The organism is Microbacterium sp. AC026, from assembly GCF_979258475.1.
Genome location: NZ_OZ409857.1, coordinates 2,672,390 through 2,690,863 on the forward strand (window position 1 = coordinate 2,672,390; position 18,474 = coordinate 2,690,863).

General features: G+C 70.0%; 16 protein-coding genes and 3 pseudogenes. 15 read left to right on the top strand and 4 right to left on the bottom strand.

Annotation, left to right across the window (positions count from 1 at the left end):
* Window positions 1-4 precede the first annotated feature (4 nt).
* From ACZZ93_RS13375 to ACZZ93_RS13385, 3 genes and pseudogenes are all read left to right on the top strand, one after another.
* Window positions 5-1,186: an acyl-CoA dehydrogenase family protein gene (locus ACZZ93_RS13375; protein WP_463511290.1), complete on the top strand. Its 1,182-nt coding sequence runs from the start codon at window positions 5-7 to the stop codon at window positions 1,184-1,186.
* A pseudogene (mmsB, locus tag ACZZ93_RS13380) lies at window positions 1,183-2,084 on the top strand (3-hydroxyisobutyrate dehydrogenase). Before ACZZ93_RS13375 ends, mmsB begins: the two are co-directional and overlap by 4 nt.
* Before the next feature lie 44 nt (window positions 2,085-2,128).
* Window positions 2,129-2,904: pseudogene (locus ACZZ93_RS13385) on the top strand (enoyl-CoA hydratase-related protein).
* A gap of 121 nt (window positions 2,905-3,025) precedes the next feature.
* Here ACZZ93_RS13385 and ACZZ93_RS13390 read toward each other — a convergent pair.
* From ACZZ93_RS13390 to ACZZ93_RS13400, 3 genes are read right to left on the bottom strand one after another with little or no spacing between them, the layout of a single operon-like run.
* On the bottom strand, window positions 3,026-3,469 hold the full coding sequence (locus ACZZ93_RS13390) for a YdeI/OmpD-associated family protein (protein WP_463511291.1): 444 nt from the start codon (window positions 3,467-3,469) through the stop codon (window positions 3,026-3,028).
* A complete protein-coding gene (locus ACZZ93_RS13395) occupies window positions 3,466-3,936 on the bottom strand; it encodes an SRPBCC family protein (protein ID WP_053097845.1) in 471 nt (156 codons plus the stop codon). Before ACZZ93_RS13395 ends, ACZZ93_RS13390 begins: the two co-directional genes overlap by 4 nt.
* 1 nt (window position 3,937) lies before the next feature.
* Window positions 3,938-4,474 carry a MarR family winged helix-turn-helix transcriptional regulator gene (locus tag ACZZ93_RS13400; protein WP_053099260.1) on the bottom strand — a complete coding sequence of 179 codons (537 nt, stop codon included), beginning with the start codon at window positions 4,472-4,474 and terminating at the stop codon, window positions 3,938-3,940.
* A gap of 133 nt (window positions 4,475-4,607) precedes the next feature.
* Between ACZZ93_RS13400 and ACZZ93_RS13405 the strand changes: the two genes are divergently transcribed.
* The 3 genes from ACZZ93_RS13405 to ACZZ93_RS13415 are packed head-to-tail and all read left to right on the top strand — an operon-like array spanning window position 4,608 to window position 8,099.
* Window positions 4,608-5,384, top strand: coding sequence for an electron transfer flavoprotein subunit beta/FixA family protein (locus ACZZ93_RS13405; protein ID WP_053097843.1), 777 nt, complete (start codon window positions 4,608-4,610; stop codon window positions 5,382-5,384).
* A gap of 1 nt (window position 5,385) precedes the next feature.
* Window positions 5,386-6,357: an electron transfer flavoprotein subunit alpha/FixB family protein gene (locus ACZZ93_RS13410; RefSeq protein ID WP_463511292.1), complete on the top strand. Its 972-nt coding sequence runs from the start codon at window positions 5,386-5,388 to the stop codon at window positions 6,355-6,357.
* Window positions 6,358-6,359: 2 nt separating this feature from the next.
* Window positions 6,360-8,099, top strand: coding sequence for a cytochrome b/b6 domain-containing protein (locus tag ACZZ93_RS13415; RefSeq protein WP_463511293.1), 1,740 nt, complete (start codon window positions 6,360-6,362; stop codon window positions 8,097-8,099).
* Between the two features lie 109 nt (window positions 8,100-8,208).
* On the opposite strand, the gene ACZZ93_RS13420 is transcribed toward ACZZ93_RS13415, so the two are convergent.
* Window positions 8,209-8,715, bottom strand: coding sequence for a GNAT family N-acetyltransferase (locus ACZZ93_RS13420; RefSeq protein ID WP_053097837.1), 507 nt, complete (start codon window positions 8,713-8,715; stop codon window positions 8,209-8,211).
* 130 nt (window positions 8,716-8,845) lie between these two features.
* On the opposite strand from ACZZ93_RS13420, the gene ACZZ93_RS13425 reads away from it, so the two are divergent.
* The 9 genes and pseudogenes from ACZZ93_RS13425 to rocD all read left to right on the top strand — a co-directional run bounded on the left by ACZZ93_RS13425 (window position 8,846) and on the right by rocD (window position 18,097).
* On the top strand, window positions 8,846-9,406 hold the full coding sequence (locus tag ACZZ93_RS13425; RefSeq protein ID WP_056280685.1) for an acyl-CoA thioesterase: 561 nt from the start codon (window positions 8,846-8,848) through the stop codon (window positions 9,404-9,406).
* Window positions 9,407-9,466: 60 nt separating this feature from the next.
* Window positions 9,467-10,234: a Rossmann-fold NAD(P)-binding domain-containing protein gene (locus ACZZ93_RS13430; protein ID WP_463511295.1), complete on the top strand. Its 768-nt coding sequence runs from the start codon at window positions 9,467-9,469 to the stop codon at window positions 10,232-10,234.
* Window positions 10,235-10,364: 130 nt separating this feature from the next.
* Window positions 10,365-14,064 (top strand): annotated as a pseudogene (locus tag ACZZ93_RS13435) (proline dehydrogenase family protein).
* Window positions 14,065-14,154: 90 nt separating this feature from the next.
* Window positions 14,155-14,589 carry a hypothetical protein gene (locus ACZZ93_RS13440; protein ID WP_285363442.1) on the top strand — a complete coding sequence of 145 codons (435 nt, stop codon included), beginning with the start codon at window positions 14,155-14,157 and terminating at the stop codon, window positions 14,587-14,589.
* Window positions 14,589-14,819 carry a helix-turn-helix transcriptional regulator gene (locus ACZZ93_RS13445; protein ID WP_053097831.1) on the top strand — a complete coding sequence of 77 codons (231 nt, stop codon included), beginning with the start codon at window positions 14,589-14,591 and terminating at the stop codon, window positions 14,817-14,819. The genes ACZZ93_RS13440 and ACZZ93_RS13445 overlap by 1 nt, the downstream gene beginning before the upstream one ends.
* A 1-nt stretch (window position 14,820) precedes the next feature.
* Window positions 14,821-15,468 (top strand): alcohol dehydrogenase catalytic domain-containing protein, encoded by a 648-nt coding sequence (locus ACZZ93_RS13450; RefSeq protein ID WP_463511296.1) that lies wholly within the window; start codon window positions 14,821-14,823, stop codon window positions 15,466-15,468.
* Complete coding sequence (locus ACZZ93_RS13455) at window positions 15,351-15,836, top strand: zinc-binding dehydrogenase (protein ID WP_463511749.1); 486 nt, start codon at window positions 15,351-15,353, stop codon at window positions 15,834-15,836. The genes ACZZ93_RS13450 and ACZZ93_RS13455 overlap by 118 nt, the downstream gene beginning before the upstream one ends.
* Window positions 15,837-16,001: 165 nt before the next feature.
* Window positions 16,002-16,889, top strand: a complete 888-nt coding sequence (gene ddaH, locus ACZZ93_RS13460; protein ID WP_372984137.1) for a dimethylargininase — start codon at window positions 16,002-16,004, stop codon at window positions 16,887-16,889.
* A complete protein-coding gene (gene rocD / locus ACZZ93_RS13465; protein WP_463511297.1) occupies window positions 16,886-18,097 on the top strand; it encodes an ornithine--oxo-acid transaminase in 1,212 nt (403 codons plus the stop codon). The genes ddaH and rocD overlap by 4 nt, the downstream gene beginning before the upstream one ends.
* Window positions 18,098-18,474 lie beyond the last annotated feature (377 nt).

Below are 18,474 nucleotides of genomic sequence, written 5' to 3' on the forward strand. Positions count from 1 at the left end.
CGACATGACAATGACCACCGTCACCACCACCGCCGAAGAGCGCGAGGCCATTCTCGACGCCGTCCGCGAGTTCGCCGAGACCGAGCTCGCACCCTTCTCCGCCGAACGCGACGAGGAGCACATCTTCCCCCGCGAGTCGCTCGGCAAGGCCGGAGAGCTGGGCCTCGGCGGCATCTACGTGAGCGAGGAGTTCGGCGGCACGGGCCTCAGCCGCTCCGACACCGTGGCGATCTTCGAAGAGCTCGCGAAGGGCGATCCCGCCGTCGCCGCCTACATCTCGATCCACAACATGGTGGTGTGGATGATCGACACCTACGGCGACGATGCGCAGCGCGGCCGCTGGCTGCCCGACCTCACCGCCATGCAGGAGTTCGGCGGCTACTGCCTGACCGAGCCGGGCGTCGGATCCGATGCCGCGAACGTCGCCACGAGCGCAGTGCGCGACGGGGACGACTACCTCCTCACCGGCGTGAAGCAGTTCATCTCGGGTGCCGGCGAGGCCGCCGTCTACGTGGTGATGGCCCGTACCGGCGAGCCGGGAGCCCGGGGCATCAGCGCCTTCCTCGTTCCCGGCGATGCCGAGGGGCTCAGCTTCGGGGCTCCCGAGAAGAAGATGGGCTGGCACGCCCAGCCCACCCGTCAGGTCATCCTCGACGGCGTGCGCATCCCCGCATCCGGAATGCTCGGCGACGAGGGCCGTGGCTTCGCGATCGCGATGTCGGCGCTCAACGGCGGTCGCCTCAACATCGCGGCCTGCTCCATCGGAGGTGCCCAGTGGGCCCTGGATCGGGCGGTGCAGTACGTGCACGAGCGCGTGGCGTTCGGCGAGCCGCTGGCCGAGAAGCAGTCGATCCTGTTCGCGATCGCCGACATGCGCACCGACCTGCAGGCCGCTCGCCTCATGGTGACCGACGGGGCGCTGGCGGTCGACGAGCACGCCCCGGATGCCACGATGCGATGCGCGATGGCCAAGCGCTTCGCGACGGATGCCGGATTCGACGTCGCCAACCGCGCGCTGCAGCTGCACGGCGGCTACGGCTACCTGCAGGACTACGGCATCGAGAAGGTCGTGCGCGACCTGCGGGTGCACCAGATCCTCGAGGGCACGAACGAGATCATGCGCCTGATCGTCGGGCGCGAGATGCTGCGACCGGCGGGATCCGCCTCAATGCGGAGCGCATCATGAGCGAGTCGTCGAGCGTCCGGATCGCCTTCCTCGGACTCGGCCACATGGGGCTGCCGATGGCGAAGAACCTCGTCGCCGCAGGGCACGAGGTGCACGGGTTCGACCTGGTGCCCGCGGCGATCGAGGCGGCGCAGGCCGCCGGCATCCCCGTAGCGGCCAGCGGAGCGGACGCCGTCGCCGACGCCGACGTCGTCATCACGATGTTCCCGGCGGGAAGGCACGTGATCGACGCGTACCGCACCGAGCTGCTCGCCGCAGCCCGCCCCGGCACCCTGTTCATCGAGTCGTCGACGATCGCGGTCGACGAGGCCCGTGCCGCCCACGCGCTCGCGCTCGCCGCGGGGCATCGCAATGTCGACGCCCCGGTGTCCGGCGGCGTCGTCGGTGCCGAGAACGGCACGCTCGCGTTCATGGTGGGCGGCTCGGACGAGGACTTCGCCGCCGCACTGCCGGTGCTCGAGATCATGGGCACGCGCATCGTGCACTGCGGGGGTCGGGGCTCGGCCAGGCCGCGAAGGTGTGCAACAACATGGTGCTCGCCGTCTCGCAGATCGCGGTGGCCGAGGCTTTCGTGCTCGGCGAGCGGCTCGGGCTCGAGCACCAGGCGCTGTTCGACGTGGTGTCGCAGGCGTCCGGTCAGTGCTGGTCCATCACGACCAACTGCCCCGTGCCCGGCCCCGTTCCGACGAGCCCGGCGAACCGCGACTACCAGCCGGGCTTCGCCGGTGCTCTGATGGCGAAGGATCTCGGGCTCGCGCTGCAGGCGATCGAGCAGACGTCGACCGACGCGCGGATGGGGCGGCTCGCCCAGCAGCTCTACGCCGCCTTCGCTGCGGGCGACGGCGCGACCCGCGACTTCTCCGGCATCATCACCGACATCCGCGACGGCAGCGTGTGAGCCGCGCGAGATACTGAGATGACCACGACGGAGAGGCCTTCACGATGACGGAATACGAGACGATCCTGGTCGAGCAGCGCGGACGTGTGGGGTGGATCACCCTGAACCGCCCCGAGGCGCTCAACGCGTTGAACAGTCGCCTCGCCGACGAGGTCACCGCGGCCGCGGTGGCCTTCGACCTCGACGACGGGGTCGGCGCCATCGTCGTGACCGGGTCTGAGAAGGCGTTCGCCGCCGGCGCGGACATCAAGGAGATGGAGGGCATGTCGGCCTCCGAGATGCTCGAGACCGATCATTTCGGCGTCTGGCATGAGTTCGCCGCGGTGCGCACGCCCGTGATCGCCGCCGTCTCGGGGTTCGCACTCGGGGAGGATGCGAGCTCGCGATGATGTGCGACATCATCCTCGCCGCCGACACCGCGAAGTTCGGGCAGCCCGAGATCAACCTCGGCGTCATTCCCGGCATGGGCGGCACGCAGCGGCTCATCCGCGCCGTGGGCTACTACAAGGCGGCCGAACTCGTGCTGTCCGGTCGGTTCATGGGCGCCGAGGAGGCGGAGCGCTCCGGCCTCGTGTCGCGCGTCGTGCCGGCATCCGACCTCCTCGCCGAGGCTACGCGGCTCGCCGAGACCATCGCGTCGAAGTCGCTGCCGTCGGTGTTCGCCGCGAAGGCCGCGCTCGACGCGGCGATGGAGACGACGCTCGCCGATGGCCTCGCCCACGAGAAGCGGGCGTTCGCCGAGCTGTTCGACACCGCCGACCAGAAGGAAGGCATGTCCGCCTTCCGGGAGAAGCGTGCGCCCGACTTCCAGAACCGCTGAGCGCCGGTCCACAACTCCGGAGGACCGCGCCCGTTCCGTGCCGAGCACCCGCCGGCAAGCCCGAACCCTCTCGGATCTCCGGAGTCATGGAACAGGGCGTGAACGCAGACGGCGGGAGACCTCAGCCGCGCAGCGCGTCGACGATCTTCGCGACGCGCCGCTCGCGGGTCGCATCCTGTTTGGCCTCCGCCACCGAGCGGGCGTGCTCCTTGCGCACGGAATAGGGGAGCGCGTCGAAGGCGGCGCGCAGCGCGGTGTCGGCGTCGAGCACCTCCGCGAGGGAGGCGGGCACCTCGACAGTGCGCTCGGCCGCATCCAGCCGGATCACCGCATCGACCTCCTCGTCGATCTCGACGCCGAGGTCGGCGCGCACAGCCTTGCTGAAGCCGATCATGTTCGCTCCTCCCATCCGGGCCAGGCGCAGACGGGCGGTGCGTCCTCCGATCGTGACCGCGACGGGGGACGCCTTCCCCGCTCCGAACGAGGCGACCTGCTCGTCGGTGAGGATGATCGCGGCGGCGGGGCCACGGCCTTCGAGGATCGTGTGCAGGCGCAGTTCGCTCATGCGGGCAGTGTACGCCCGCGTCCCTCGGCCTCGGATGCCAGGTGGGCGTTGCGCTCCTCGATCAGGCGTCGCATGTACTCGCGAAGGATCAGACGGTCGACGAGGCGTCCGATCGGACCGAACGGCGAGTGGAAGACGATCGTGTCGCGGGCCAGCGTTCCCTGCGGATGCTCCTCGAACACGTGCTCGTGCTCGAACGCTCCGAACGGCCCGGAGAGCTGCCGATCGCGGAACCCGCGCGGCGGGTCGACGTCGTACACGATCGTCCGCAGCCGGAACGGGATGCCGAAGTGCCGTGCTCGCCACGTGACGGTCGACCCCTCCGTGAACACGCCGCCGGCGGGAGCCTCGATCATGGTCTCCCGGTATCGCGCCATCGACCGCAGGTGCATCCCGGGGTCGAGAGCGACTGCGAACACCGTCTCACGCGGTGCGGCGATGACCGTCTCGAGCACGAACGCGGCCATGTCAGAGCGGCTCGGGCTGCGGCCTGGGGTCGGTGAAGTCGCCGGCGGCCTTGCGCATGCGGGCGACGATCGCGACGAGCTCGGCGGCATCCTCGCGGCTCATCCCCGGGTCGGCGAAGACGTCGGCGTTCAGGGCGTCCGTGGCGCGAGCGACCAGTTCTCGGCCCGACTCGGTCAGGGCGAGCAGTGCCGCACGGCCGTCGTGCGGGTGCGGTTCGCGCACGATGAGTCCGTCGCGCACAAGGCGCTCCGCGGTGCTCGTGACGGTCGTCGCGTGCACCTGCAGTCGGGCGACGACGCTCGACAGCGGCAGTCGGCCCGACCGGCTGAACGCCAGCAGACGCAGCATCTCGTATCGGGCGAAGCTGAGCGCGAAGGGCTTGAGCGTCGCGTCGACGCGCGCGAGCAGCAGCTGCTGCGCGCGCATGACGGAGGTGACGACGGTCATGCCGTCGGCGGCATCGGTCCATCCGTGCGCGAGCCACTGCCGCTTCGCCTCGGCGAGCGGATCGACGGGCAGCGGACGCGGTCGGTTCACGGTTCTACGGTAGGCCATCGCGTCGCCGCAGCCGGGACCCGGCACCCGGGAGACGACTGGTGGTCCTCAGTCGCTTATCGGGTGGGACTCAGTATCAAGGGACTAGAATCGACGCAGTCGTGAGGAGCAATCGATGAAGATCTTCGTCCTGGTCAAAGAGGTGCCGGACACCTATGGCGACCGCAAGCTGAACCTCGAGACCGGCCTCGCCGACAGAGGTGCCGGCGACGTGGTGCTCGATGAGATCACGGAGCGCGCGCTCGAGGTCGCGCTGAGCCATGCCGACAAGAATGAGGGCACCGAGGTGGTCGCGGTCGCGATGGCTCCTGGCGGCTCGACCGCATCGGTGCGCCGAGCGCTCGCGATCGGCGCAGGCTCCGCAGTGCACATCGCCGACGAGCAGCTCGCGGGGGCCGACCTCGGCCTCACTGCCGAGACGCTGGCCGCGGCGATCCGTCGCGGCGAACCCGACCTGGTGATCACCGGCAACCTGTCGACCGACGGCTCGGGCGGCGTCATGGCGGCGATGCTCGCCGAGCACCTGGGGTGGGCGCAGGCGACGGCGCTGACCTCGGTCGAGATCTCCTCGGACGGCATCACCGGAACCCGAGGGGCGGATGCCGGAGCGCAGCCGATCTCGGCATCCCTCCCGGCGGTGATCTCGATCACCGAGGCACTGCCCGACGCGCGCTTCCCCAACTTCAAGGGCATCATGGCGGCGAAGAAGAAGCCGCTCGAGGTGCTCACCCTCGACGACCTCGGTGTCTCCGCCGACCCGGCGGCCGCACCGCGCACCATCATGACGTCGGTCGCCGAGAAGCCGCCGCGCGCGGCCGGCGTGAAGATCGTCGATGAGGGCGATGCCGCCGAGAAGCTGGTCGAGTACCTCGTGCAGAACAGGCTGGTGTGACATGACCTACCCCGAGAACCCCATCCTCGTCCTGGTCGACCTCGACCCCGCGGGCAACCCCGCCAGCAGCACGGCGGCACTGATCGGCGCGGCCTCGACCGTCGGCGCTCCGGTCGCGCTCGTCGTCGGAGGGTCCGCAGACGCGGCGGCTCAGGTCGCCGCGGCCGGAGCGTCGGTCGTGCTCACGGCCGACGGCGACCCGTCAGTGCTCACCGTGCCGATCGTCGATGCACTGCACGCGGCCTTCGAGCAGGTGCGGCCGGATGCTGTGCTGATCTCGAACTCGATCAGCGGACGCGATGTCGCCGGGAGGTTCGCCGTGCGCGCGAAGCTGGCGCTGTCGGTCGACGCCGTCGGCGTCTCGAGGGATGACGAGGGCATCGTCGCCCACCACTCCGTCTACGGAGGCGCGTACCTCACCGACTCGGCTCCCACGTTCGGCGCACCGGTCATCACGGTGCGTCAGGGCGCGGTCGACGCGCGAGCCGAGGCGGTGGAGTCGCCGACGATCGACGCGCTCTCCGTGTCGGCATCCGGCACCGTCGGGGCGACCGTCGGCGCGGTCGAGGCCGTCGAGTCCACGTCGACGCGGCCTGAGCTGCGCGGCGCCACGCGGGTCGTCTCGGGTGGTCGCGGCCTCGCCTCGAAGGAGAAGTTCGTGCTCGTCGAAGAGCTCGCCGACGCTCTCGGCGCAGCGGTCGGCGCCTCGCGCGCGGCGGTCGACGCCGGCTACATCCCCCAGTCGCATCAGGTCGGTCAGACGGGCGTCTCGGTCTCGCCGCAGCTGTATGTCGCCCTCGGCATCTCGGGTGCGATCCAGCATCGCGCGGGCATGCAGACGGCGAAGAACATCGTCGCGATCAACAAGGACGGCGAGGCGCCGATCTTCGACGTCGCCGACTTCGGCGTCGTCGGCGATCTGTTCACGATCGTCCCGCAGGTGATCGCGGCCCTCGAGGCGCGGAAGAAGTAGCCATGGCGACGCGGATGCTCAGGCGCGGGCTCCCGCGCGTTCCCGGCGGCGAGCCGTGGCCTCCCGGCGACATCGCCGTGGAGGCGCCTGCGGATGCCGAGCACGCATCGCCGCTCTCGGCGCCGTCGACCTCGCTCGATGGGCCGGAGGAGGCCGCCCCGGCGGCTGCCGCTCCGGTGGCTGCCGTTCCCGAGACTGCCGTGCCGGGCCCCGAGTCCTCGGTCGTCGAGCACGCGGTGCCGTCTGCGGCGAGTGGCGCGTCTCTTCGCCGGGGCCTTCCGCGCACGCCGGGTGGCGAACCGTGGCCTCCCGCGAGCGTGGCGGCTGTCGCAGGCGCAGGCGCTGCCGCGGCGCGGACATCGTCTTCGACGCCGGAGCCGGCGGATGCTGCCACCGACGCCGCGGCAGACGTGCCGACCCGGTCCGCCTCGCCGTCCACGCTCGACGAGCCGACGCCTGAGTCGGCCCCGGTCGTCGCGCAGACGGGATCCGTGCGTCGCGGTCTGCCGCGAGTCGCAGGCGGAGACCCGTGGCCCCCGGCGGATACCGTTCCGCTGATCGCAGTCGCCTCGGACGCGGCCTCCTCCATCGCCGTCGATGCCCCGGCTGCCGCGGACGCCCCGGCAGCCGCGGATGCCCATGCCTCCGCGGACGGAGCCCCCGAGGTCGCGGCATCTGCACCGGCATCCGCACCGGCCGCCGCTCCGGCATCCGCACCCACCACGGCCGTCGCCACCGCCGCCGCGTTCGCGCTCGGGGATCCTTCGATCCCGCTGCCCGCTCCCCGCACCGTCTGGAACGGCAGTGCGCCTCGGCACGTCACGGCGACCGCTCCGGCATCCGACCGACCTCGGCCGACCTGGACCCAGGCGATCGCCGTCCTTCTCGGCGCCGCGGCGCTCGGCATCCTGGCGGCCGCTGCCGTGGCGTTCGTGCGGGCGCTGCTGAGCTTCCCGTTCATGCAGGACTTCCTCGCCGCGTTCCCCGGCGAATACGAGCCGGCCGTCGCCGTCGAACCGGGGTTCGCCCCGTGGACCAACTGGGCGCACTTCTTCAACGTGTTCCTGATGGTGCTGATCATCCGGTCGGGCCTCCGCATCCGCAACGAGAAGCGCCCGACCGCGTTCTGGACCCCGCGCAACGATCCCAAGGGCAAGGTCAGCCTGACGATCTGGTTCCACCAGGCGCTCGACATCCTCTGGCTCGTGAACGGCGTGATCTTCGTGGTGCTGCTGTTCGTCACCGGACACTGGGCGCGCATCGTGCCGACGAGCTGGGAGGTCATCCCGAACGCGCTGTCGGCCGCGCTGCAGTACGTGTCGTTCGACTGGCCGACCGAGCACGGCTGGGTGAACTACAACAGCCTGCAGCAGCTGGCCTACTTCGTCACGGTGTTCATCGCGGCTCCCTTGGCGGCGGCGACCGGGTTCCGCATGTCGGGGATGTGGCCGAAGAAGGCCGAACGTCTCTCGAAGGCCTACCCGATCGAGTGGGCCCGCGCGCTGCACTTCCCGATCATGATCTACTTCGTGGTGTTCATCATCGGACACGTCGCGCTGGTGTTCCTCACCGGGTTCCTGCGCAACCTCAACCACATGTACGCCTCCTCGGACGCCGTCGGCTGGACCGGATTCTGGGTCTTCGTGGCATCCCTCGTGGTGATCGCTCTCGGCTGGGTCGCCGCCCGGCCGCTCGTCATCGCCCCGATCGCGAAGCTGTTCGGCACCGTCTCCGGACGTTGACGCGTCCACGATTCAGCCCAGACTGCTTCCGACGCAGCGAAACGGCCCCTGCCTGAGGCAGGGGGCCGTTCATGCGAAAACGTGAGCGCGATGGCCACGAGCCGCGGGCTCAGCGCACGAAGCGCACCTCGGTCAGCGTCTCGCCGAGGAACGGCTCGGTGTGGCTGGCGCCGTCGAGCGTGAATCCGTTGCGCGTGTAGAAGCGGTGGGCGCGGGGGTTGTCCTCCGCGACCCACAGGTAGAGAGGTTCGTCCTTCTCGACGGCGGCGTCGAACAGCTTCTGGCCGATGCCCGTGGAGTGGTACGCGTCGAGCAGGTAGATGAAGTACAGCTCGCGGAACGCCGGGGCGTCCTTGTCGCGGGCGGGGCCGGAGCCGACGAACCCGACGATCTCTCCGTCGACGAGCGCGGCGCGCATGGTGAACTCGGGGCCCTGCGAGGCCCAGTGCGTCCACAGCTCGGCCATGCGGCGGGGCGAGACCTTCTCGAGGGCTGCCTTGCTGATCAGGTGGTCATAGGTCTCGTGCCAGCACTGCGCGTGCACGCGACCCAGGGCTTCCGCATCCACATCACGGACCGGACGGACGATGACTTCAGGCTGGGCTTCGGCGCTCATATCGCGACTCTACGCGCGGGGTCCGCGAAGAGGAAATCGAACGGAAGCGTTCCCGCAGCACCGATATGTCGCTGGAGACATCGCACAACGATGTTCGCGAATCGTTCGTCGCTGGCTACGATCAGTGCTCGTGAACGTGATCTGGCGCACTCTCCTCGTGATCCTCTCCGCCCGTCGCCGCGTGCGGCGAGGCAAGACCCTCGACGCGGGCTCCGTCAGCAGCATCACCCTGACGACGCTCCCCACCGACATCGACATCCTGCGCCACATGAACAACGGTCGTTACCTGTCGCTGTTCGACCTCGGTCGCTGGGACCTGCTGATCCGCACGGGGCTGTTCGACGCGATGAACGAGCGCGGCTGGTACGCCGTCGTGTCGAGCGAGACCGTCACCTTCCGCAAGTCCCTGCAGCTCTGGCAGCGGTTCGAGGTGCAGTCCCGGTTCATCGGACACGACGACAAGGCCGTGTTCCTCGAGCACCGAGCCGTCGTCGGCGGCGAGATCTACGCACGGGTGATCGTGCGCTCGCGGATGCTGCGCCGCACCGGAGGCACGGTCAGCAACGAAGAGCTGTTCGCCGCAGTGGGCAAGCCCGAGGGCGTGCCCGAGATCGACCCGTGGGTGCACGACTGGGCCGCGGCATCCGCTCTGCCTCCCGTGCGCACCTCCGCGCCGAGCGTGTGGAACTGACCCCGTGACCGATCCGTGGGGTCTCGAGACGCGCGCACCGGGCTCGGTGCTGCTGGTGGGATGCGGCAAACTCGGCGTGCGACTCGGCGAGCGGCTCGTCGAGCAGGGCGCGCAGGTCACGGCCATGCGCCGGAGTGCGGGGAGCTGCCCTTCCCGACGATCGAGGCGGATCTGCGGCATCCGCTCGACCGCGACCTTCCGGCCTTCGACTCGGTCGTGGTCACGCTGCCGCCCAGCACCGAGGGCGACTCGATCTATCCACCGGCGCTGCGCGGACTCGCGAAGGCCCTGCCGTCGATGCCGGAGCGGGTCGTGTTCGTGTCATCGACGCGCGTGTTCGAGGGGCGTCCTGGCGAGACACCGCTGACCGAGCGCGACGCGACGCGGGTCTCGAGCGAGCGAGGCGGCGATCTGGTCGAGGGCGAGCAGCTGGCCATGGAGCTGTTCGGTGCCCGCATCGTGCGGCCCGCCGGCATCTACGGCCCGGGACGCGACTTCCTCATCCGACGGGTGCGAGAGGCGGCACCGGTCGACCACACGCGTCGCACGAACCGGATCCACGAGACGGACCTCGTGCGGCTGCTCGAGACGATGCTGCGCGCCGACTCCGCGCCACCGCTGATCCACGCCGTCGATCGGGCGCCGGTGCTGCTCGGAGACGTGGTCGCGCATATCGCCACCCGGCTCGGCGTCGAGCCGCCGCCGCACCTCGACCCCGAGGTCGGCGGCGGGACGGTGCTCGACGGGCATCTGCTGCAGGAGTTCCTCGGCGATCTCGACTACCCGACCTTCCGCGAGGGATACGACGAGATGATCGCCGCGCTCTGAGCGGTTTCACCTCTTCCGGTCGCAGTTCGTGCCGCCCGCCCGCGCGTTCGACGGCACGAACTGCGGCCGGAACCGCACGACGCGATCGTCGCTCAGGGCCAGGCGCTCACCGCGGTCCTAGGCTGAGCTCATGGCCGACCCGATGCCCTCCACGGATCCCGAATCCGTCTCGCTCGCGGACCGTGCGGTCGAGCTCGCCCGCCGCTGGGTGATCGAGGCCGCGGCCGCCGATGTCGACCCCGCGGCCGAGCGCCTGGCCGGTGTGCTGCAGGATGCCAACGGGCTGCCGTTCACGCTCGGATTCGTCGACGGGGTCATGCGCCCCGAGAGCCTCAGCGCCGCGGCATCCCAGCTGCACCGCATCGCCCCGATCGTGCCCGACTTCCTGCCGTGGTACCTGCGGTCGGCCGTGCGCATCGGCGGCGGAGTCGCACAGATGCTGCCGAGCCCCGTGGTGCCCATCGCCCGCCGGGTGCTGCGCGAGATGGTCGGTCACCTGGTCGTCGACGCCCGACCGGCGAAGCTCGGCCCTGCGATCGCGAAGATCCGCGAATCGGGCGCACGACTCAACCTCAATCTGCTGGGAGAGGCCGTGCTCGGCGAGGCCGAGGCGCAGCGGCGGCTCGACGGCATCCATGAGCTGATCCGTCGTCCCGATGTCGACTACGTCTCGGTGAAGGTGTCGGCGATCGTCAGCCACATCTCGATGTGGGCGTTCGACGAGGTCGTGGAGTCGGTCGTCGAGCGCCTCCTTCCGCTGTATCTGACCGCCGCGTCGGATCGCACCTTCATCAACCTCGACATGGAGGAGTATCGCGACCTCGATCTGACGATCGCGGTGTTCACACGCATCCTCGAGGATCCGCGGCTCGAAGGTCTCGAGGCCGGCATCGCGCTGCAGGCCTATCTGCCCGACGCCCTGCCGGCGCTGCAGCAGCTCACCGCCTGGGCTCGCGAGCGCGTCGACCACGGCGGCGCCCCTATCAAGGTGCGGCTCGTCAAGGGAGCCAACCTCGCGATGGAGCGGGTCGAGGCGCGGATGCACGGATGGACGCAGGCGACGTACGACACGAAGCTCGACACCGACGCCAACTATCTGCGCTGCCTCGACTGGGCGCTGCGCCCCGAGAACGTCGCCGCCGTGCGTCTGGGGATCGCGGGTCACAACCTGTTCGGCATCGCCTATGCGTGGCTGCTCGCGGGGAGCGGGGTGTCCGCGCTCTCGATCCGGGATCGGCGACCGCCGCGAACTCGCAGCCGCCGATCGAATTCGAGATGCTCCTCGGCATGGCGCAGGGGCAGGTGCAGGCCGTCTCCCGCGAGGTCGGCGAGGTGCTTCTCTATGTCCCGGTCGTGAAGCCGAGCGAGTTCGACGTCGCCATCAGCTACCTGGTGCGGAGGCTCGAAGAGAACGCGTCGAGCGACAACTTCCTGTCCGCAGCATTCCGCCTCGGTGACGACGAGGCGCTGTTCGTGCGTGAGCGCGACAGGTTCCTCGATGCGGTCGACCGCTCGGCGTCCCCGACGCTGCAGGTGGGGGCGCTGCGCAGCCAGGACCGACTCGCACCCGTGCACGAGTCCATGCGGCCCGTGCCCGTGGCGCCTGCGCCCGAGGAGGGGCTGACCCAGGCGGTGCTCGGAATCTCGCGCGGATCGGATGACCCGACCGGGCCGTTCCTGGAGACCGCGGTCTACGCCCCACGCGAGATCGATGAGGCGACCGGCGGCGCGCCGGGCTTCGCGAACACGCCCGACAGCGACCCGTCGCTTCCGGCCAACCGGGACTGGGCCCGCGAGATCACCGCCCGGATCGACGACTCCACCCTCGGCGTCTCGACGATCGAGGCCGCCCGGATCGACGATGCGGACACGCTCGAGGCCACGATCGCGGGCGTGCACGACGCCGCGGCGCTCTGGGGTGCTCGCCCCGCCGCCGAGCGGGCCGAAGTGCTGCTGCGCGCGGCCGCCGCTCTGGAAGGGCGCCGCGGAGACCTGATCGAGGTCGCCGCCTCCGAGACCGGCAAGGTCTTCGCCGAGGCCGACGTCGAGGTCAGCGAGGCCGTGGACTTCGCGCGCTACTACGCCGCCAAGGCGCGGGAGTTGGATGCCGTCGCCGGCGCCACGTTCGACCCGGCGCGCGTGACGGTCGTCACCCCACCGTGGAACTTCCTCTCGCGATCCCCGCGGGCGGCGTGCTCGCCGCGCTCGCCGCGGGCTCCGGAGTCGTCTTCAAGCCGGCTCCGCAGGCTCGCCGCTGCGCGGCGGTCATCGCCGAGACGCTCTGGGAGGTCGGCGTTCCCCGTGACGTGCTCGCCCTCGTCGACATCGAAGAGGGCGATCTCGGCCGTGAGCTGATCTCGCACGAGTCCGTCGATCGGGTCATCCTCACCGGTTCGTGGGAGACGGCGGCGCTGTTCCGCTCGTGGCGCCCCGAACTTCCGCTGCTCGCCGAGACCAGCGGCAAGAACGCGATGATCATCACCCCCTCGGCTGATCTCGATCTCGCGGTCGCCGATCTGGTTCGCAGCGCCTTCGGGCACGCGGGGCAGAAGTGCTCGGCGGCCTCCCTCGCGATCCTCGTCGGACCCGTCGGACGCTCCCAGCGCTTCGCCCGTCAATTGGCCGATGCCACTCGGTCGCTGCATGTCGGCTGGCCCACCGATCCGCTCGCCGAGGTCGGACCCGTGATCGAGCGACCCGGGGGCAAGCTCGCGTGGGCGCTCACCGAGCTCGAGGGCGACGAGCAGTGGCTCATCGAGCCCGCCGTCTCGACCGACGACCCCACGGGGCGCCTCTGGCGACCCGGCATCCGTGTGGGAGTGCAGCCGGGTTCGCGGTTCCACACCGAGGAGTTCTTCGGCCCGGTGCTCGGCGTCATGCACGCGCCGACGCTGGAGCGGGCGATCGATCTGCAGAATGCGGTCGAGTACGGTCTGACCGCCGGACTGCACACGCAGGACCCGGCTGAGCTCGCGCTCTGGCTCGACCGCGTGCAGGCCGGCAACCTCTACGTGAACCGCGGCATCACCGGTGCGATCGTGCAGCGCCAGCCGTTCGGCGGGTGGAAGCGCTCGTCGGTGGGCCCCGGCGCCAAGGCCGGCGGCCCGAACTACCTCATCGGACTCGGATCCTGGCGGTCGAGCGGGTCCGGCACCGTCTCGAGCACTCTCCATCTGCGCGGGCTGGACTCGCGCATCACCGACCTCATCGAGTCGGCGCAGCCGTCGCTCGACTTCGAGGCCTTCGAGTGGCTGCGTCGTTCTGCGCTCTCGGATGCGCTCGCCTGGGACCGCGAGTTCGGGCAGGTGCGCGACGTGTCGCACCTCGGGATCGAGCGCAACCTGTTCCGCTACCGCCCGGTTCCGGTCGCGATCAGAGCCACCGCGGATGCCGGCTGGCAGGAGCTGCTGCGCGTCGTCGTCGCCGCGGTGCGCGCCGGCGCCCGGTTCGTGCTGTCGACGCCCGTCGGTCTTCCGGCGCCGGTTCGCCGCGCTCTCGGCGAGCTCGGCGCCGTCGTCCACATGGAGAGCGACGACGAGTGGATCGAGCGGATGCGGCGGCGCGCCGAGCAGTCGTCCGCGACGCTCGAATCCCTCGACGACGAATTGCGACCGAGCCGGGTGCGACTGGTCGGGCCCCGCGACTCCGTGGCAGCGCTGCACCGCGCACTGGCGACAGCCGTCGGCGGCGATCCCGACCTCGCGGTGTACGACGGCGAGGTCACCTCCGCCGGGCGCATCGAGCTGCTGCCCTTCGTGCACGAGCAGGCCCTCGCGATCACCGCGCACCGCTACGGCAACCCCGACGCCTGGAGTGCTTCCGTCATCTGACGCCGCGCGAGCGCGGTGTAAAGAATTCTTGACACCGCGGATGCCGCAGGCGTAACCTCGTGTCAAGAATCTTTTACACGGGAGGGTGTCATGGTCTACGAGGAGCGCAACGTCTGGGTCGGTCTCGTCGTCAGCCTGATCGCCATCACGGCGTACGTCGTCGCGGTGCTGCAGCAGGCGGCCGGCGGTCCCGTGACCGAGGTCGACTGGCCGCCGCTGATGCTGTGGATGATCGGCGGCGGAATCGTCGTGACCATCGCGATCAGCATCATCTGGGGCATGATCGCCGGCGCACGTGACCCCGAGGGCGTGGGCAAGTCCGACATCCGCGATCGGGACATCGGTCGCATGGGGAGTCGTGTCGAGCAGGCGTTCGTGGCCATCGCGGGCACCGGCGTGATCCTGCTCTGCGCGATGAACGCGGACGTCTTCTGGATCGCCCACGCCATGTTCGCGGGCTTCGCGGTCGCGACGATCGTGGGCGGGATCGCGCGGGTCGTGGCCTATCGCCGGGGTCTCGTCTGATGGTCAAGCCGACGCTCGTCTCCAACCGCATCCGTGCGCATCGGGAGGCCGCCGGTCTGACCCAGGCTGAGCTCGCCCGCCGTGTCGGCGTGACTCGCCAGACGCTGATCGCGATCGAGCAGGAGAAGTACTCGCCGACCCTCGAACTGGCCTTCCAGATCGCCCGGGCATTCGGCGTCGGCATCGACGACCTGTTCCAGTACCCCGAGCCCACGACCACGGAGGTGTGAGATGACCGAGACGATGCCTGCCTGGGTGCGTGAGACGTACGGCCCGTCCGACGGAGTGCACCTCGAGCAGATCCCCGTTCCGATTGCGCGTCCGGGCGAGGTGGTGCTGCGCGTCGAGGCGACCGCCCTCAACGCCGGTGACATCCGCCTCATGCTCGGAGACCCCCTGCTCGTGCGTCCGGTCTTCGGCCTGACGCGCCCCAAGCATCCGGTGCGGGGAATGGAGGTGGCCGGCACCGTCGTCGCCGTCGGATCCCAGGAGATCGGCGCCGAGGTCGGCGAGCGTGTGGTGGGCGAGCTCGTCGGAGGAGGGGGACTCGCATCGCATGTCGCTGTGCCCGCGACGCGCCTCGTCCCGATCCCGCCGGATGTGACCTCCGTGACCGCGGCCTGCCTGCCGATCGCCGCAGGCACCGCATGGCAGGCCCTCGACCACGCGGGCATCGGCTTCCGCTCCGTCAAGCACACTGCGGCGGGCCATGTCCCTCGAGTCCTGGTGCTCGGCGCCTCCGGGGAGTGGGCACCTTCGTGGTGCAGCTCGCGGCGCTGCGCGGTGCCGAGGTCTGGGCGACGTGCGGCGAACGCAACGCGCGCCTCGTCGAGCACCTCGGCGCCGTGCGCACCCTCGACCATCGTCGCTCGCCGCTGACGGAGCTGCCCGCAGCGCACTTCGACGCGGTGATCGACATCGCCGGAGGGATGCCGCTGCGCGACCTGCAGCGCCTCGTGATCTCCGGCGGACGGGTGGTGCTCGTGACGGGTGACGGCGGCCACGTGCTCGGCCCGATCCCGCGGATGGTGAAGGCGGCGTTCCTGTCGATCGGTTCGAGCCGCCGCATCCGCCCGCTGGCTGCGAGCCCTCGTCCGGAGATCCTGGCGAAGCTGCTCGAGCTCACCGCCGAGGGGCGGATCACACCCGTGATCGAGCGCGAATTCGGATTCGACGAGGCTCGCGCGGCCCTCGCGCACCTCGAGGCCGGTCATACGGTCGGCAAGGTCGTCATCCGCGGAGCCTGAGCGAGAAGCGCCCGCGCTCTGGCGGCGTCCAGGGGACGGGTGACAGAATGGATGCTGGCGTGCCCGAGTCGCATCTTCCCCGGGCGCCGGCTCTCATCGAGCGGCGCGGGTCGAAGGACCGCCGGGCCCCTGGACAGCGTCCGCCGCATCCGTTCGAGGAGCCCCATGTCTGTCGAAACCACTGCGCCGGCATCCGAGACCGCAGCCCCGGTCCGCACCGCACACCACCGTCACTACCTGATGTGCAAGCCGTCGCACTTCACGGTGAACTACTCGATCAACCCGTGGATGGAGCCCTCGAAGCCGACCGACACGGCCAGGGCGGTCGAGCAGTGGCAGAAGCTGCACGACCTGTACCTCGAGCTCGGCCATGAGGTCGAGCTGATCGAGCCTCTCGCCGGGTTCCCCGACATGGTCTACACGGCGAACGGCGGGTTCCTGATCGACGGCCGCGCCTACGTGCCGAAGTTCCGCTTCGTCGAGCGCCAGGGCGAGGCGCCCGCGTTCGCCGACTGGTTCCGCGCCGCGGGCTACGACACCGTGATCCCCGAAGAGGTCAACGAGGGCGAGGGCGACTTCCTGCTCGTCGGCGACGTGATCCTCGCCGGCACGGGGTTCCGCTCGACCGGCGACAGCCACCGCGAGGTCGGCGACGTCTTCGGCCGTGAGGTCGTGTCGCTCAACCTGGTCGACCCGCGCTTCTACCACCTGGACACCGCGATCGCGGTGCTCGACCCCGTGCAGGGCGTAGAGAACGGCGGCCCCGAGCGCGCGAACATCGCGTATCTGCCCGGCGCGTTCGATGACGAGAGCCGGGCGATCCTCGAGGAGCGCTTCCCCGAGGCGATCCTCGTGTCCGACGAGGACGGATCCGTCTTCGGTCTCAACTCCGCGAGCGACGGCTACAACGTGATCATCTCGCCGCGCGCGAAGGGCTTCGAGAAGCAGCTGCGCGAGCGCGGCTACAACCCGATCATGATCGACCTGTCCGAGCTGCTGCTCGGCGGCGGCGGCATCAAGTGCTGCACCCTCGAACTGCGCGGTGCGGTGTGACCGCCGTCGACTCGGGCGTGAGCGCCGAGGTGACGGCGGAGCCGCACGTCGCCCACAACTACCACCCGCTGCCGGTCAACATCGCCCGGGGTGAGGGTGCGTGGGTGACGGATGTCGAGGGCAAGCGGTACCTCGATCTGCTCGCCGCCTATTCGGCGGTGAACTTCGGGCACCGGCATCCGGCTCTCGTGGCGGCCCTGACCGAGCAGCTCGGTCGCGTCACCCTCACGAGCCGCGCCTTCATGAGCGATCGGCTCGAGCCGTTCGCCGCCGCGCTGTCGACTCTCGCCGGCAAAGACATGGTGCTGCCGATGAACACCGGCGCCGAAGCGGTCGAGACCGGCATCAAGGTCGCTCGCGCATGGGGGTATCGCGTCAAGGGCATCGCGGACGACCAGGCGCGCATCATCGTCGCGGCCGGCAACTTCCACGGCCGCACCACGACCATCGTCAGCTTCAGCGACGACCCCGAGGCGCGGACGGACTTCGGCCCGTACACGCCGGGATTCGACGTGGTTCCCTATGGGGACGCGGATGCCGTCGCAGCGGCCATCACCGAGAACACCGCCGCCGTGCTGATCGAGCCGATCCAGGGCGAGGGCGGAGTGGTGATCCCCCCGGAGGGATACCTGCGCCGCATCCGCGAGATCTGCGACGAGAAGAACGTGCTGTTCATCGCCGATGAGATCCAGTCGGGTCTCGGCCGGGTCGGCGAGACCTTCGCCTGCGATCGGGAGGGCGTCGTGCCCGACCTGTATCTCCTGGGCAAGGCGCTGGGCGGCGGGATCCTTCCGGTGTCGGCGGTCGTCGGCAACGCGGATGTGCTCGGAGTCATCCGCCCGGGTGAACACGGTTCGACGTTCGGGGGCAACCCACTCGCCGCGGCCGTCGGCCTGCGGGTCGTCGAGATGCTCGAGTCCGGGGAGTTCCAGGAGCGCGCTCGCGCACTCGGCGCCCACCTCGCCGCCGGCCTCGAGCCGCTGATCGGGCACGGGGTGACCGAGGTGCGCATCGCCGGGCTGTGGGCCGGCGTCGACATCGACCCCGCCAAGGGGACCGGCCGCGAGATCGCGGAGAAGCTCCTCGACCGGGGTGTGCTCGTCAAGGACACCCACGGTCAGACGATCCGCATCGCCCCTCCGCTGGTGATCCGCGCGACCGAACTCGACTGGGCGGTCGAGCAGCTGAAGCTGGTTCTCGGGGCGTGACGCCCTGTCCGCCGGGCGACACGCCCGGCGGACAGCCCGGATTTGCCGGAACCCCGGAACCCACGTAACTTATTACTTGTTCGCCCCACAGGGAAGCGGAGAGGCCGAGAGCCTTACCCCCTCAAGCGGAGAACCACCTCCACTCGATCAGCTCCTCGGAGCAGATCACAGACACACTTCTGTCTGACCTGGAGCTTCCACTTCGGAGAAACGGTCGATTTGACAGCGACTCCGGAACGGATAAGCTAGTGAAGTTGCCTCGGCGGCCTTGAGCCCCGAGCTGCAGATCTGGTTCTGAGCCTCACGGCGTGTCGATTTGACAGGCCGAATGGCACAGATAAGATAGAGAAGTTGCCCTTCGGGCCTGGTTGTGATGA